Below are 15,372 nucleotides of genomic sequence, written 5' to 3'. Positions count from 1 at the left end.
GCTATTATCTTATCTTTTTAATTTCGGCATCATCTTGCCCATCTTGCTGCCAGTTACCATCTTCATCATCTTGCGGGTCTGGTCAAACTGTTTCAGCAGGCGGTTTACTTCCTGAATATTCGTACCGCTACCTTTGGCAATGCGCTGGCGGCGTGAACCGTTCAGAATGGCCGGATTACTGCGTTCTTCCGGAGTCATGGAGTAAATAATGGCTTCAATGCTCTTGAAGGCATTGTCGTCAATGTCTATATCCTTGATGGCTTTGCCTACGCCCGGTATCATGGAGGCAAGTTCCTTCAAGTTACCCATTTTCTTGATTTGTGCAATCTGGCTCAGGAAGTCGTTGAAGTCGAACTGGTTCTTGGCAATCTTCTTTTGCAGGCGTTTGGCTTCTTCCTCGTCATATTGTTCCTGTGCACGTTCCACCAAAGATACGATGTCACCCATACCGAGGATACGGTCGGCCATACGTGAGGGATGGAATTGGTCTATGGCATCCAGCTTTTCACCGGTACCTACAAACTTGATGGGCTTGTTTACCACCGAACGGATAGAAAGGGCGGCACCACCGCGGGTATCACCATCCAGTTTGGTCAATACTACACCATTGAAGTCGAGCCGTTCGTTGAATTCCTTAGCGGTGTTCACTGCATCCTGACCGGTCATTGAATCCACTACGAACAGAATTTCGTCCGGATTGATGGCCTTCTTGATGGCGGCAATCTCGTTCATCATCTCCTCATCCACTGCCAAACGACCGGCTGTATCGACAATTACAAGGTCGTAGCCTTTGGCTTTGGCTTCTTGGATGGCATTTTGGGCAATGGCTACCGGATTCTTGCTGTCCGGTTCCGAGTACATAGGTACGCCAATCTGTTCAGCCAGTACGCGTAACTGCTCGATGGCAGCAGGACGGTATACGTCACAAGCCACCAATAACGGCTTTTTGTTCTTCTTGCTCTTCAGCATGCGGGCCAGCTTTCCGGAGAAAGTTGTCTTACCGGAGCCTTGCAAACCGGACATTAGGATAATGGCAGGCTTGGAGTCGAGGTTTATTTCAGAAGTCTCGCCGCCCATGAGCTGGGTCAGTTCATCGTGCACGATTTTTACCATCAGCTGGCTGGGCTTAACGGCTGTCAGCACGTTTTGTCCCAAGGCTTTTTCCTTAACGGTATCGGTGAAGTTTTTGGCTACCTTATAGTTCACATCGGCATCCAAAAGTGCCTTACGTACGTCTTTCAGGGTTTCCGCAACATTGATTTCGGTGATTTTGCCCTCACCTTTCAAAATTTTAAACGACCTTTCAAGTCTCTCGCTTAAATTATCGAACATAGTATCTAATTACAATTACTAAATTACAAATTACTCTTATTGAGGCGCAAAAGTACAAAAAATCCCTTTAACTGCCTTCTTTTGAAGCAGAATATTATTGAAGACTTGCAGTGGATGGGCGAAAAGAATGGAAGTGCCGGTCAGGGCACTGATAATTATCTATATTATTCTGTTTTTTGAGGGCTTTTTACTTATTTTCTATATATGAAAAAACGGATATAAAAAAGCTTCCACCTACGTTTATGGACGTAAATGGAAGCTTTTGTACAATATCTGTATGCAGTTATTGTTAACTGTTCATGCTCATCAGGAATTCGTCGTTGTCTTTGGTCTTCTCCAGACGGTCTTTTACGAAGTCCATGGCTTCTATCGGATTCATGTCGGCAAGGTACTTGCGGAGAATCCACATGCGGTCCAGTGTCTGCTTGTCTTGCAGCAGGTCGTCGCGGCGGGTGCTGGAGGCAACGATGTTGACAGCCGGGAAGATACGCTTGTTGGACAAGTTGCGGTCGAGCTGCAACTCCATATTACCCGTACCCTTGAATTCTTCGAAGATAACCTCGTCCATCTTCGAGCCGGTGTCAATCAAGGCAGTGGCAAGGATGGTCAGTGAACCACCGCCCTCGATGTTACGTGCTGCACCGAAGAAGCGTTTGGGCTTATGCAATGCGTTGGCATCCACACCACCGGAAAGCACTTTGCCGGAAGCCGGGGATACGGTGTTGTAGGCACGTGCCAGACGGGTGATGGAGTCGAGGAAGATGACAACATCGTGTCCGCATTCCACCATGCGTTTTGCTTTTTCAAGGACGATGCCGGCAATCTTCACGTGGCGTTCTGCCGGTTCGTCGAAGGTAGAGGCGATTACTTCCGCATTGACGGTGCGAGCCATGTCGGTAACTTCCTCCGGGCGTTCGTCGATGAGCAGCATAATCATGTAGACTTCCGGATGATTGGCGGCAATGGCGTTGGCAATGTCTTTCATCAAGATGGTCTTACCGGTTTTGGGCTGTGCTACAATCAAGGCACGCTGACCTTTGCCGATGGGAGCAAACAAGTCTACGACACGGGCCGACATAGAGTCGGAGTATCCGCCTTTGCAAAGCTTGAACTTCTCGTCCGGGAAGAGGGGGGTGAGGTGCTCGAACGGTACGCGGTCGCGTACGAAAGCCGGGTCACGTCCGTTTATTTTGGATACTTTTACCAGCGGGAAGTACTTTTCGCCTTCTTTCGGGGGACGGATTACGCCTTCTACCACATCACCGGTTTTCAGGCCGAACAATTTGATTTGTGATTGTGATACGTAAATATCGTCCGGTGAGGACAAATAGTTGTAATCGGAGGAACGGAGGAAGCCGTAGCCATCCTGCATGATTTCCAGTACACCGGTTCCGGTGAGGATGTCGTCGAATTCGTACGCTTTCTCGCGTTCTATTACGGGTTTGCGTTCCGGAGCGGCGGGATAGTTCTCTCCGTTGTTATAGGGTTGTGCAGGGCGCTGCTGCGCGGGGCGCTGTTGGTTATAGCCACCGGTACGGTTATTATTGTTGTTATTATTATATGGGTTGTTGTTGTCACGGGGACGGAGGCGTGGGCGTTGTGGCTGTTGCGGTTGTAGTTCGGCAGGGGCAACGGCAGGAGTGGGAGTTGCGGGAGTTTCTGCTTTGGTCGCTTCGAATTTACCGATAAGTTCGGAAGGCAACTCTATCTTTTCTGTGGGGAGGTCTTCAATGGGGATGAAGTCATCTGCCGCCTCGGCCAGAATAGGGCTTTCGTCCGGTACGATATTCTTCACGGCTTTTTTAGCTTCCACTTTTTTAGCTTCCGCTTGAGGTTCTGTTTTCGGAGCTTTAGCCTCGAAGTTCAGTTCCGGTTCGGCAACCTTCGGGGTTTCTGTTGCTTGGGGTGCGGCAGCCTCTTCCTTTACCTTGCGGGGACGTCCCGGTTTGCGTTTTTGGGGGGCGGCTTCTTTGGCTGGCGCCAGCGTTGCAGCTTCTATGGTCGGTTCTTGGGGTGCTTCCACAGTTTTGGGTTGTTCTTTCGCAGCCGGTATTTCCTCAGTTTTGGCTTTGGTGAGGTCTCCGTTTTTATTGGCTGAGAACACTTTGTCGGCACCTTCCTTTTTTACGGTCTTTACAGTGACGCGCGAGCGTTTTTGTTTTTCCCCTTTGCGCTCTTCCTTCAGCTTGTCGGCGGCAACTTTCTTGGTAGCGCCTGCGATAGCTTGTTCGTCAAGTATCTTGTAAACAAGTTCTTCTTTTTTGAGTGAGTCTGTTTTTTTTATACCCAGTTCTTGGGCAATAGTTTGTAGTTCCGACAAATTTTTGTCGTTCAGTTGAATGATGTTATACATACAGTATATATGTGAATGGTTTAAAATTTACTTTTATTGAAAGGCATAAGTGCACAATTGCAGTTGTTGTAGGAAGCAACTTGGGCAAGTTTACCTTGTGATATATGATTTATATGGGATATTTATTATTGAACCGGAAATCTGATAAACAATTCTCGCCACAGCAAGAAGTCGCAGAATGTTTCAACGGTGCAAAGGTAATAAATATTTTTGGTTTCATAAACAAATCATCTTTTTTTTAAATTTAAAACTTTATCTTTGCTGTATTAACAACAACATGAAGGATTGGTTTATGAATATAGATGAAGTGCAGTTGATAACTTTTTCACCTACTTGTACCTCTAAACAAGTGGGAGAGGCAATTGTTCACGGAACGGGAATTTCGTCTGTCTCCAAAGTGGACCTCACCTTGGAAGCGGCGGGTAAAAGGGAGGTGCCTTCCCATGCTTTGGCGATCATCACGGTGCCCGTATATGGCGGTCATGTGGCTCCTTTGGCATTGGAGCGAATGAAGGAGCTTCGTGCTGACGGTGCACCTGCCGTGGTTGTGGTGGTTTACGGCAACCGGGCCTATGAGAAGGCTTTGGTGGAATTGGATGCTTTTGTCACGAAGTTGGGTTTCAAGGTAATTGCAGGCGCTACGTTTGTAGGCGAGCACTCTTATAGCAGTGAGAAATACCCGGTAGCGGCCGGACGTCCGGATGCGGACGATTTGGAGTATGCAAAGCTTTTTGGTGAAAAGATACGTGCTAAAATTGCGGCAGCCGAAGATATGGAGAAACTGTATGGAGTGGATGTGGCCCGTATCCAGCGCCCGCGCCAGCCTTTCTTCCCGTTGCTACGCTTTTTGCGCAGAGTCGTCAAGTTGCGTAAGAGTGGGGTGCCTATGCCCCGCACTCCGGAAGTGGATGCGGAACGTTGTACGCATTGCGGATATTGCGTGAAGCATTGTCCTGCAGGAGCCATTATAAAAGGAGACGAGTGTAACACGGTTGCAGAGAAATGCATCAAGTGTTGTGCTTGTGTGAAAGGCTGTCCGCAGAAGGCGCGCACGTATGACACGCCGTTTGCCGTATTGCTTTCCGATTGCTTCAAGAAACAGAAGGAGGACAGAATCATTCTGTGATGGCTACTGGCCGGTGGTTGATACAACCAGCACTTTCCGGGTTTTTTCGTCTATTCTGAAACGGTTGTCCGCCCGTTCTCCCACCAGCCAGATGATGTCATCTCCGCAGCAAAGTACCCATTGCCGTTCTTTGCGCAGAAGGGAGAACTTGCGGTCGGTCAGGTAGTCGCTTACCTTCTTCCGTCCTTTCATGCCGAAGGGCACGAAACTGTCTCCCTGCTTGCAAAGGCGCAGCGAGAGGGGATGCTTGAGTTTGTCGGCATCAAAGCAGGCGGTGGCTTTGTCGCGTGGAATAATGAAATCCGGTGTATAGGGATGCTCTTTTATTTCCAGTAGCGGCTTTACGGCTTCTTGTACGGGTTCTATCAACAACGAGCCGCGGTCTTTGATAACACGCCAGCCGGGGGTAGTAAAGACTTTGCCGGGCTGTCCGTCCAATGTCCGGCAGATGTCCCTTACTTGTGCGGCGTTGAATCCAAGCGGATGCAAGATCTCAAATAAGACCGTTTCCGATGCCGCTTCTTGCTTCAGGGCGTTGATACTTATGCCTTCCGATGTCTTGACCCGCAGTTTGGCTTCTTCTATACCTATATTATATATAGAGGCCGCATCGTCCAGATGCTCTGCCGTTTTGAGGATGCTTTCCTTGACGGAGGGGTTTATCTCCTGCATCATGGGAAGCAGGTTCAAGCGTATTTTGTTGCGGGTATATTCGTCCTGCAGATTGGTGCTGTCTGTCACGTAGGCTTGCCCGATACTTTCCAGATAATCGGTGATTTCCTTTCTGTCCAGGCAGAGCAAGGGACGGACTATATGTCCGTTTCGGGGGCGTATGCCCCGCAATCCGTTGATGCCGGTACCGCGAATCAGATTGAGCAGCAATGTCTCCACACTGTCATCCTGATGGTGGGCGACGGCAATGACGGTTGCACTGCATGCTTCCCTTGTTTTTTCAAACCACGCGTAGCGCAATTCCCTTGCAGCCATTTCGATGGAGATATGCCGTTCCTTTGCTTCCCGCTCTGTGTTGAAATGGACGGTGTGCAGCGTCACCCGGTGCTCCAGGCAGAGCTGGCGTACAAAGTGCTCGTCGCGGTCGGATTCCGCTCCGCGCAGATGGAAGTTGCAATGGGCGGCTTCGCATGTGTATCCCAGGCTGAGGAGCAGGCGCAGTAACGCCACGGAGTCCGCCCCGCCACTCAGTGCCACAAGTATCTTGTCGTCCGGCGAGAAGAGTTTGTGGCGCTCGATGTATTGTACTACCTTCTGCATATTCAACTTATTCGACTATAGAGTAGTGCAAAGATAGTGCAAACGATTTTTTATTGCCACATCTGCAAGTATCTATTTTCAGAATCTTTATCGGCTAAGGTCGTATTTGCTAAAAGCTAATCTTACCACAGCTGTGTTTTATGCATACCACATCTTTGTTCTTTTCTTACCACAACTGTGGTAAGAAAAGAACAAAGATGTGGTGAAGTTACGATTTAGTATCTCTGGAAATAGTGTTCTGCCTTTTGGGCATTATTGTTCAGTATCTTTTGGGGGAATTAAATGATGGTTCAATCTTTTCTCTTTCGCTTATCACGGCTCTTTCATTTATAGGAGTTAAGGGGGGGGACACCTTTAAAGGAAAGAACCGTGTCTGCTTATTTAAAAACATTCTAAATTATTTGTGCCTTGCGGGCATAAGTATTATCTTTGCCCCCAAAATAGAAAAGAAAGGCAGAAAGACTATGCGTTTGTCCGAATTGAATACCGGTGAAAAAGGTGTAATCGTAAAAGTGCTGGGACACGGTGGTTTCCGCAAACGGATTGTGGAAATGGGATTTATTAAAGGTAAAACAGTGGAGGTCTTGCTGAATGCTCCGTTACGTGACCCTATCAAATACAAAGTAATGGGATATGAGATTTCTCTTCGTCGGCAGGAGGCTGAGATGATAGAGATTATCAGTGAGCAGGAAGCGAAGGAGCAGGCTGTGCAGCCCGATTACCACGAGGGGCTGGGCGAAAACATGCATCTGGGCGAAGATGAGCTGAAGCAACTGGCCCTCGGCAAACGCCGCACTATAAATGTGGCTTTGGTGGGAAATCCCAACTGTGGTAAAACTTCTCTTTTCAACATCGCTTCCGGCTCGCACGAGCATGTGGGCAATTACAGTGGCGTTACGGTAGATGCCAAGGAGGGGTATTTTGACTTCCAGGGCTATCACTTCCGTATTGTCGACCTTCCCGGAACCTATTCCCTCTCGGCCTACTCCCCTGAAGAAATCTATGTTCGTCGGCACATCATCAATGAAACGCCGGATATCATTATCAATGTTGTGGACTCTTCCAATCTGGAACGCAATCTTTATCTCACCACCCAGCTGATTGACATGAACGTGCGCATGGTGATTGCACTGAACATGTACGATGAGCTGGAAGCCAGTGGAAATACGCTGGATTATGTAAAGCTCAGCCAGTTGTTCGGAGTCCCGATGTTGCCTACGGTCAGCCGTAGCGGGAAGGGCATCGAACAGCTGTTTCATGTGATTATCAATATTTACGAAGGGTGCGATTTCCTCGACCATAAAGGAAGGATACGCAGCGAGATATTGAATGACCTTCGCAGCTGGCATCAGGAGTATGTTCCCGACCATGATTTCGGCAGCCATAAAGAAGAGGTGGAACAGCCGCGCGGCTTTTTCCGCCATATCCACATCAATCACGGTCCAGAGTTGGAGCGTAGCATTGAGGAGGTGAAGCGCGTCATCAGCGTCAATGAGAACATCCGTCACAAATATTCCACGCGTTTCCTTGCCATCAAGCTGCTGGAGAACGACGGAGACTTGAAAAAGATTGTGGAGGAGCTGCCCAACGGAAAGGAAATTCTTGCCGTCTGCGACCGGGAAGAGGCACGGATTGCCGAGGTGATGAACGAGGAGAGCGAGCAGGCCATCACCGACGCCAAGTATGGTTTTATAGCCGGTGCCCTGCGCGAGACCTATGTGGACAATCATCAGGATACGTCGCGGACCACTCAAATCATAGACTCAATCGTTACCCACCGCGTATGGGGCTATCCCATTTTCTTCCTTTTCCTTTATCTGATGTTCGAAGGCACCTTTGTGCTGGGCGACTATCCTATGCAGGGGATTGAGTGGCTGGTAGGCGAATTGGGCGACCTGATACGCAACAACATGTCCGAAGGACCGTTGAAGGACCTTCTGGTGGATGGCATTGTCGGTGGTGTGGGAGGTGTCATTGTATTCCTGCCGAATATTCTGTTGCTCTATTTCTTCATCTCCTTGATGGAGGACTCGGGCTATATGGCGCGTGCCGCTTTCATTATGGATAAGATTATGCATAAAATGGGGCTGCATGGAAAGTCCTTCATTCCGCTGATTATGGGCTTTGGCTGCAATGTTCCCGCTATCATGGCTTCGCGCACCATCGAGAACCGCAAGAGTCGTCTGGTGACGATGCTCATCAACCCGCTGATGTCGTGCAGCGCCCGTCTGCCCATCTATTTATTGCTGGTAGGCGCCTTCTTCCCGAACAATGCGAGCTTTGTGCTGTTGGTAATCTATGCCATCGGTATTCTGTTGGCAGTGCTCATGGCACGCATTTTCTGCCGCTTCCTGGTGAAAGGGGACGATACACCGTTCGTCATGGAGCTGCCGCCTTATCGTATGCCGACGTCCAAGGCCATCTTCCGCCATACGTGGGAGAAGGGAGCGCAGTATCTCCGCAAGATGGGAGGTATCATTATGGTGGCATCCATCGTTATCTGGGCATTGGGATATTATCCCAACCACGATGAATATGAAAGTGTGACGGAACAGCAGGAAAATTCCTACATCGGTCGGATTGGTAAAGCCATGGAACCGGTCATCGAACCGTTAGGATTCGACTGGAAACTGGGTATTGGCATCCTTTCCGGCGTGGGCGCCAAGGAACTGGTGGTAAGCACGCTCGGAGTGCTTTATGCCGACGATGCCGAGGTAGATGCCGTAAGCTTGAGCGAACGCATTCCAATAACGCCCCTGGTGGCTTTCGGCTACATGGTGTTTGTGCTGATTTATTTTCCGTGCATCGCCACGTTGGCAGCCATTAAAGGGGAGTCGGGCAGTTGGAAGTGGGCCGTGTTTGCGGGGCTTTATACTACTGCGCTGGCCTGGCTGATGTCTTTTGCAATTTATCAGATAGGAGGTCTGTTTTTATGATGAATAGTTGGCAGGAGTGGGTAGTAGCCTTATTGTTGTTGCTCTGCGCTGTGCGGATTGGCATGAGTATTTATTCTTTTTTTCATCGGGTCAAAGAAAATGGTAATCCGTGTGATAGCTGTGCAAGTGGCTGTGAACTAAAGAATTTGTATGATAAGAAGCGTGCGGAGTGCAGTGGAGTGACGAAAAAAAAGAAGAAAAGTTGTTGCGGATAGTTGGTAGTTTCAAAAAAAGTGCTACCTTTGCATCCGCAAACAAGAAATAAAGAGTTCTTGTAAGAACCGGTACCTTGGATGAGTGGCTTAGTCAGCGGTCTGCAAAACCGTGTACGGCAGTTCGAATCTGCCAGGTACCTCGAAGAATAAAACTCCGAAACTGCTTTTTAAAAGTGTTTCGGAGTTTTTTGTTATAGGGAATTGTTTGCCCATTCTATAAAATATCATTCGCTGAATAGTTACAGCTTACTTATTAAAGATTGAATAAAATGAAAAAAGTAGGATTTCTGATTTTCTGTCTGTTTGCTATGTGCAGCATGGCAGGCAAGGCACAGGATGTAGTGGCGGACAGTACCGGCTACATCGTTAAGGTAGGGGAGATGGCTCCTGATTTTACAGTGAAGCTGACGGATGGGAAAAGCATTACCCTTTCGGAACTTCGTGGGAAGGTGGTCATGTTGCAGTTTACCGCAAGCTGGTGTGGAGTGTGCCGTAAGGAGATGCCTTTCATTGAGAAGGATATTTGGCTGAAGCATAAGTCGAATCCGGATTTTATGCTGATTGGCATTGACCGTGACGAGCCGTTGGAGAAAGTGATTGCTTTTGGTAAGTCAACCGGAGTGACCTATCCTTTGGGTCTGGACCCGGGAGCGGATATATTTGCGAAGTATGCGCTCCGCAAGGCAGGCATCACACGCAATGTCCTAATTGATAAGGAAGGGCGTATTGTGAAGCTGACACGTTTGTATAACCCTGAAGAATTTGCTTCTCTGGTGAAGGAGATTGACGGGATGCTTTCTGAATAGCAGGCATAGGCAAGATATAAAAAAACGAAGTGCCCCCTAAAAGTTTTTGTCTAACCTTTAGGGGGCACTTCATTTTATGCTTGTCGGGATAGTTTGGCAAGATAGTCATAATGTGTACCCTCTTTCACCAGTTCTGCAGTAAAGCCGTTTTCGGCAGCATAAAGGCTCAGGGTTTGGAAGTCGATGTAGAGCCAGTCAAAGGAGTCTCCTTTGACATTCTTGTATTGCATCTGGAAGTCTACCTCTCCGTAGTAATCACCGGCAAGGTCGATAACAATACTGCCATCTTCCTCTTCGAACAGATAGCTCAGGTTGCTGGAATCCATTAAAACGCAGCCTCCAGGCCGGAGCAGCAGCTTCATCTTCCGGAAAAAATCAGGCAGATTCTCCAACTTTCCGATAATGCCGGAACCATTCATCAGCATCAGGATAGTGTCGTATTCATCGGCAAAGTGTTCATTGAACAGATTGGTTTGTGACACGCTACGCACACCTCGCTGCTTCATCACTTCCACGGAAAGCGGGGAAATGTCGATGGCATGGACCTCTTTTCCGGCTTCTTGCAGGGCAAGGCTATGGCAACCGCTGCCGGCACCCACATCCAGAATCCTTCCGGTTGCCATTTGCAGAGCAGTACGCTCCAGCAAGGGCATTTGCTTTTCTGTGCGGAATAGCTCTTCGACGGGAATTTCGTCCTCATCGAATTGTGAAGAGAACACGCGTAGGCGGTCGGCTTTATGCCGTTTGAAGTAATCGGCTATGGCTGCGCCCATCGGGTCCTTGTCGGCAGGCAATAAGGCTGTATTTATCATTTCTTATGTCTGTTAGCGCGTTTGCGGCGGATTTCTGCTTTCATTTTGGCTGAGGCGGAACCGTGTTGCCCGGTAATGTAGGTTTTCTTCTTGGCTTTGGTCTTTATCTTGTTTTCTTCTTTAGGTTTGTCCTTTTTGCCTTTGAAGACAATACCACCCATCATCGCTTCTTCTATACTCATATATTTCGTTGTTTTAATAAAGTAGAATATCATTTCTCCGGCAATACCTCAATCCAATAGTCATCCGGGTCATTGATAAAGTACAGTCCCATTGCTGTGTTTTCGAAACATACCCATCCGTTTTCCTTATGGTATTGGCGTATGGCGTCGTAATCGCCGGATACGCGGAAGCAGAGGTGACTCTCGTTCTCTCCTAATTCGTAGGCTTGTGGGTGATCCTTCAAGCAGGTCAGTTCCAGCAGAAAGCCGGTACTGCCGTCGGTCAGATAGACCAGAGTGAAAGAGCCGTCGGACGACTCTTTCCTATGATGTTCTTTCAGCCCCAGTGCCTTTTCGTAGAATGCGATGCTACGTTCCAGGTTGGTGACATTGATATTAAAATGGTCGAATTTACTTTTTATTTCCATTTGTTTATTTCTGATTTGATTATTTACAATTTATAGTCTGCGTGTGCGGTCATTTGACCATTGCTTTCAGAATTTCGCCTACATACGTGCGTGGCATACCTTCCATCGTTGCCGGTGAGGGCAGCTTCTTACATTCCAGAATGACCGTAGGCTCTGTCTGTCCCGTAGGATAGAAACGGATGGTATAGCTTTCTGCTTTTTCCATTTGTTCATACGGCTGGTCGGGCGATAGTATGCTGAATACAACTGGTTTGCCGTTGACTTTGCCCAAAGAACCTCCGGAGTTTGCTGTCATCATGGTCATGTTGAAAGGCTCTTGGCCGATGACGATAACCAATTTGCCTGCTCCGGTCTGGATGGCATCGGCTGACAATTGCTCGGGGGCTATGGTCTTGTATTCTTGCTGCTGGCTCTTTTGGGCAGGAACCAGTGCGGCAGGTTTCTTGACTTGGGGCACTTCGATGACTTGGGCATCTTTCACGATGCCTTCGGATGCCTTTTCAGCAGCCTGGGCAGGTTCCACGGTAACTTGTTTCTTCGGGGTGATTACCGTCGGACCGGAATTGACGACAGCTTTCACCTCTTTCTTTTCTTCCTTCTTTTCTTCTACCGGAGCTTTGGCAGTGGTGGCGCTCAATGCTTCTGCTGCTCCCAGGCAAAGGTCATCAACGAAGTCTACGGTTTTTCTGCGCCACTTGGCAAGTCCGCGTACCAGTTTGGTCTTCGCCTTGTTCAAGGCATACTTGTCTACAATCCACTCTTCGGCGGTATATTTTTCTTTTCCTTCGCGATAGTTAAACCGTATCTTCTCTACTTCGAGCACGCTCTTTTCGGGTTGGCAGGTCACAGTCAGCTGGTAAAGGATTTTGGTACGGTCTAATGACAGAGCCGTAGAACTGAATACAATCCATTCATCCCCGATACCTACAATCTGTCCTTTCTCTTTGTCTGAGAATACTACACGGCTGTTATTTTCATTCTCTTTCAGACGGGCATCCATCCAGCCGAGCAGACGTTCGTAGATTTCATCCTGAGACATGCCGGGGATGCTGAATTCTTTGGTGAATACCACTTTACCGTCCACCTCGGGAACGGCACCGGCCAGATATTTACTGTCGTCCCTATCCTGCGCCTGCAGCATGGTCGGCAGACACAGGCAAAACAGTGTAAAAAGAAGTTGTGTCAAATTTTTCATAATAGTATGTGTTTTAATTATTAATTTACGAATTATGGGCTACAAGTTGGGGAGTTCGAAACTTTCACCACGGTGTGCGATGCTCAGAAAGTGGCATCCCTTGCTCTCGGCAAACTGCCGGAAGGCGTTGCCTCCCTGATAATCTTCGCTGAAGTGCATCGGTACAAATATAGTGATTTTTATTCGTTCCACGAATTGTTCTGCTCCACGCATATAATCTTTTCCGATACGGCTGTCTACCGGAAACATGGCTACATCTATGGCAGGTGCAGTTTGCTGCAGAGCTCTCACTTCGGCCAGAAAGTCACCTTCGGCCTTGCGTATTTCCTGCGGAGTAGATTCCTCGCTCCAGTGCCAGTTGTTTAGGTCACCGGCATGGAACAGTCGCCTGCCCTGCAGGTCTATCAGGAAGGAGATACCCACATCGGTGGAACCGAAGGCTTGGATACGGATATGTTCGTCTTCGTAGGTGTCGCCCTTATTGATATAGGTGGCATCTTCCGCTGAGGCGCGGCGGTGCTTCAGGATGTCTTTGGAGAATATGTAGCGGATGTCGGGCCGCTGTTTTTTCCATGAAAGAACTTCGCGATTGAAGTGGTCGGGATGGAAATGCGAGCATAGTACGTAGAGTACGCCCGGCTTTTCCAAGAGATTGTCGTGCACGATACCTTTATTGAAAACCTCTTCCGAGGAATCTTTATAGTAATCGATAATGACCGTCACTCCGTCCGCTTCAATCGCGAAGCCGCTATGGTAGATGTAATCAAGTTTCATTTACGGATTGAATTATAGCGCAATATTACAAAAAACGCTACACAAACTTCCGGTTTAAGCTGTTATTTTATGCAAAAGCACGCTACATCGGTACTTCTATGAAGAGAATGTGAGAGTCTTTCAGTGTTTCCAGCTCAAAACTGCCGGTTTCGTACACTCCCATTCCGTCACGACGTGAGAGCACTGTGCCGTCCACTTTGACTTCACCCTCCATTACGAAGATGTAGACACCGGAATGCGATTGGTGCATGTGGTAGTCAATCTTCTTTCCAGCTTCTATTTCACCGATAGAGAACCAGGTCTGTTGTAGCAATCTGGCAGGAGCATCGCCGTCAGGGGATACTATTAGCGCCATTTCATTTTTGCGCAGAAGTGGACGTACGTCGAAGTCCTGGTATGCGGGTGGTGTGTTCAGCTTTTCGGGCATCACCCAGATTTGCAGGAATTCTACCGCTTCAGTGTCACTGCCGTTCATTTCGCTGTGGTAGATGCCGGTGCCGGCACTCATGGTTTGTATATCTCCCGGAGTGATGACGCGGCTGTTCTGATGACTGTCCCCATGTTTCAGTTTCCCTTTCAAGGGAATGGAGATGATTTCCATATTTTTATGAGGATGTGTGCCGAAGCCCTTTCCCGGAGCCACACGGTCGTCGTTCAGTACACGCAAGGCGCCGAAATTCATCCGGCGGGGATTGTAATACTCGTCAAAACTGAAGGTGTGGTGGCTGTCAAGCCAATCATATAGGGAATGACCTCTGCTATCTGATTTGTCTATAACTTTTTTCATAATTTATTCCTTTTCCTAAAATGGTTTATATACTAGTAACGCTTTGGAAAGTTATAAAGTTTTAAAACCGATGTCTAATAATTTGTAAATGAGTGGGAACTATGCTTTGACCTCATTTTCCAGTGGCTTATGGTTCATAAAATCTTTGATGTTCTGTAACGTTGTCGAAGCAATGTTTTCCAGTGCCTCGCGTGTGAAAAAGGCCTGGTGCGAAGTGACGATGACATTATTGAAGGACAGTAGCCGCGCCAGGGTATCGTCATCGATGATTTTGTCCGATTGGTCTTCATAGAAATATTCGCTTTCCTCTTCGTACACATCCAGGCCGGCAGAGCCGATTTTCTTGTTTTTCAGTCCTTCAATCAGGGCGTTGGTATGGATGAGTTGTCCACGTCCGGTATTGATAATCATTACTCCGTCCTTCATTTTACTGATGGAATAGTCGTTGATGAGATATTTGGTCTGCTCAGTCAGCGGGCAGTGCAGGGAGATGATATCCGAATTGTGATAAAGCTCATCCAGGCTGGTATATACCACTTGGTGTTCACGGGCAAAATTATAGTCGGGATAGAGGTCGTAGGCAAGGATATTCATGCCGAATCCGCGCAGGATACATATCAGTTTTTTGGCAATTTTTCCCGTACCGATGATGCCTGCTGTCTTTCCGTACATGTCGAAGCCCAGAAGTCCGTGCAGCGAGAAGTTTCCGTCCCGTGTCCGCCAGGTGGCGCGTGGGATTTTACGGTTGAGGGATAACATTAGGGCAACGGTATACTCTGCCACGGCATAAGGGGAATAGGCGGGGACGCGCACTACGTTAATGCCACAGTCGGCAGCCGCTTTCAAATCTACATTGTTGTAGCCGGCGCAGCGCAACGCCAATAATTTCACACCATTGTCCGCCATCAGACGGATAACTTCGGCATCGGCCGTGTCGTTCACGAAGATACAGACTGCATCTACGCCTTGGGTTAAAATAACGTTGTGCTTGTTGAGATGCCCTTTATAGTAGCGGAGCTCAAAACTATATTCCTTGTTCTTTTCATTGAAAGACGCTTCATCATAAGGTTTGCTGCCAAAAAATGCAATAGTGTATGCCATGGGATTTGTTGTTTTTTAAATGTTACATAATAATAGAGAGATAACAAGTGGAAAGTTGATATGGTTCAGTGGCC

General features: G+C 48.1%; 14 protein-coding genes and 1 tRNA gene. 5 read left to right on the top strand and 10 right to left on the bottom strand.

Annotated elements, in window-relative coordinates; all coding sequences use genetic code 11:
* Positions 1-9: 9 nt before the first annotated feature.
* Together ffh and rho are read right to left on the bottom strand one after the other, a co-directional pair.
* A complete protein-coding gene (ffh, locus tag H1A11_RS09550; protein ID WP_117965352.1) occupies positions 10-1,332 on the bottom strand; it encodes a signal recognition particle protein in 1,323 nt (440 codons plus the stop codon).
* 289 nt (positions 1,333-1,621) lie between these two features.
* Positions 1,622-3,685, bottom strand: coding sequence for a transcription termination factor Rho (gene rho, locus H1A11_RS09545; RefSeq protein WP_174647004.1), 2,064 nt, complete (start codon positions 3,683-3,685; stop codon positions 1,622-1,624).
* A gap of 292 nt (positions 3,686-3,977) precedes the next feature.
* Here rho and H1A11_RS09540 point away from each other — a divergent pair, with 292 nt between their 5' ends.
* Entirely contained in the window at positions 3,978-4,811 is an 834-nt protein-coding gene (locus tag H1A11_RS09540) for a 4Fe-4S binding protein (protein WP_181758059.1), read from the top strand.
* Between the two features lie 3 nt (positions 4,812-4,814).
* Here H1A11_RS09540 and tilS read toward each other — a convergent pair whose 3' ends face one another.
* On the bottom strand, positions 4,815-6,083 hold the full coding sequence (tilS, locus tag H1A11_RS09535; RefSeq protein WP_117600354.1) for a tRNA lysidine(34) synthetase TilS: 1,269 nt from the start codon (positions 6,081-6,083) through the stop codon (positions 4,815-4,817).
* 464 nt (positions 6,084-6,547) lie between these two features.
* Between tilS and feoB the strand changes: the two genes are divergently transcribed.
* The 4 genes from feoB (at position 6,548) to H1A11_RS09520 (ending at position 10,040) form a co-directional block, all read left to right on the top strand.
* Complete coding sequence (feoB, locus tag H1A11_RS09530; RefSeq protein WP_117965418.1) at positions 6,548-9,019, top strand: ferrous iron transport protein B; 2,472 nt, start codon at positions 6,548-6,550, stop codon at positions 9,017-9,019.
* Positions 9,019-9,234, top strand: a complete 216-nt coding sequence (locus tag H1A11_RS19090; protein ID WP_370293441.1) for a hypothetical protein — start codon at positions 9,019-9,021, stop codon at positions 9,232-9,234. The genes feoB and H1A11_RS19090 overlap by 1 nt, the downstream gene beginning before the upstream one ends.
* A gap of 68 nt (positions 9,235-9,302) precedes the next feature.
* Positions 9,303-9,374 (top strand) — tRNA-Cys (locus tag H1A11_RS09525).
* A gap of 129 nt (positions 9,375-9,503) precedes the next feature.
* Entirely contained in the window at positions 9,504-10,040 is a 537-nt protein-coding gene (locus H1A11_RS09520) for a TlpA disulfide reductase family protein (protein ID WP_016274283.1), read from the top strand.
* A 74-nt stretch (positions 10,041-10,114) separates the two neighbouring features.
* On the opposite strand, the gene H1A11_RS09515 is transcribed toward H1A11_RS09520, so the two are convergent.
* From H1A11_RS09515 to H1A11_RS09485, 7 genes are all read right to left on the bottom strand, one after another.
* Positions 10,115-10,852, bottom strand: coding sequence for a bifunctional 2-polyprenyl-6-hydroxyphenol methylase/3-demethylubiquinol 3-O-methyltransferase UbiG (locus tag H1A11_RS09515; protein ID WP_131225318.1), 738 nt, complete (start codon positions 10,850-10,852; stop codon positions 10,115-10,117).
* Positions 10,849-11,034, bottom strand: coding sequence for a hypothetical protein (locus tag H1A11_RS09510; RefSeq protein WP_008664928.1), 186 nt, complete (start codon positions 11,032-11,034; stop codon positions 10,849-10,851). Before H1A11_RS09510 ends, H1A11_RS09515 begins: the two co-directional genes overlap by 4 nt.
* A gap of 29 nt (positions 11,035-11,063) precedes the next feature.
* Positions 11,064-11,441: a VOC family protein gene (locus H1A11_RS09505; protein WP_117600350.1), complete on the bottom strand. Its 378-nt coding sequence runs from the start codon at positions 11,439-11,441 to the stop codon at positions 11,064-11,066.
* A 49-nt stretch (positions 11,442-11,490) separates the two neighbouring features.
* Complete coding sequence (locus H1A11_RS09500) at positions 11,491-12,636, bottom strand: DUF4468 domain-containing protein (protein WP_057089065.1); 1,146 nt, start codon at positions 12,634-12,636, stop codon at positions 11,491-11,493.
* 39 nt (positions 12,637-12,675) lie between these two features.
* Positions 12,676-13,410 (bottom strand): MBL fold metallo-hydrolase, encoded by a 735-nt coding sequence (locus H1A11_RS09495; RefSeq protein WP_181758058.1) that lies wholly within the window; start codon positions 13,408-13,410, stop codon positions 12,676-12,678.
* Positions 13,411-13,492: 82 nt separating this feature from the next.
* On the bottom strand, positions 13,493-14,197 hold the full coding sequence (locus H1A11_RS09490; protein ID WP_057089062.1) for a pirin family protein: 705 nt from the start codon (positions 14,195-14,197) through the stop codon (positions 13,493-13,495).
* A 99-nt stretch (positions 14,198-14,296) separates the two neighbouring features.
* Positions 14,297-15,298, bottom strand: a complete 1,002-nt coding sequence (locus H1A11_RS09485; RefSeq protein WP_131225315.1) for a 2-hydroxyacid dehydrogenase — start codon at positions 15,296-15,298, stop codon at positions 14,297-14,299.
* Between the last annotated feature and the right edge of the window lie 74 nt (positions 15,299-15,372).

The organism is Bacteroides sp. CACC 737, assembly GCF_013874375.1.
GTDB classification, from domain to species: Bacteria; Bacteroidota; Bacteroidia; order Bacteroidales; family Bacteroidaceae; genus Bacteroides; species Bacteroides uniformis.
Note: the sequence above shows the minus strand (reverse complement) of the source record. Positions and strands in the feature narration are given on the sequence as shown.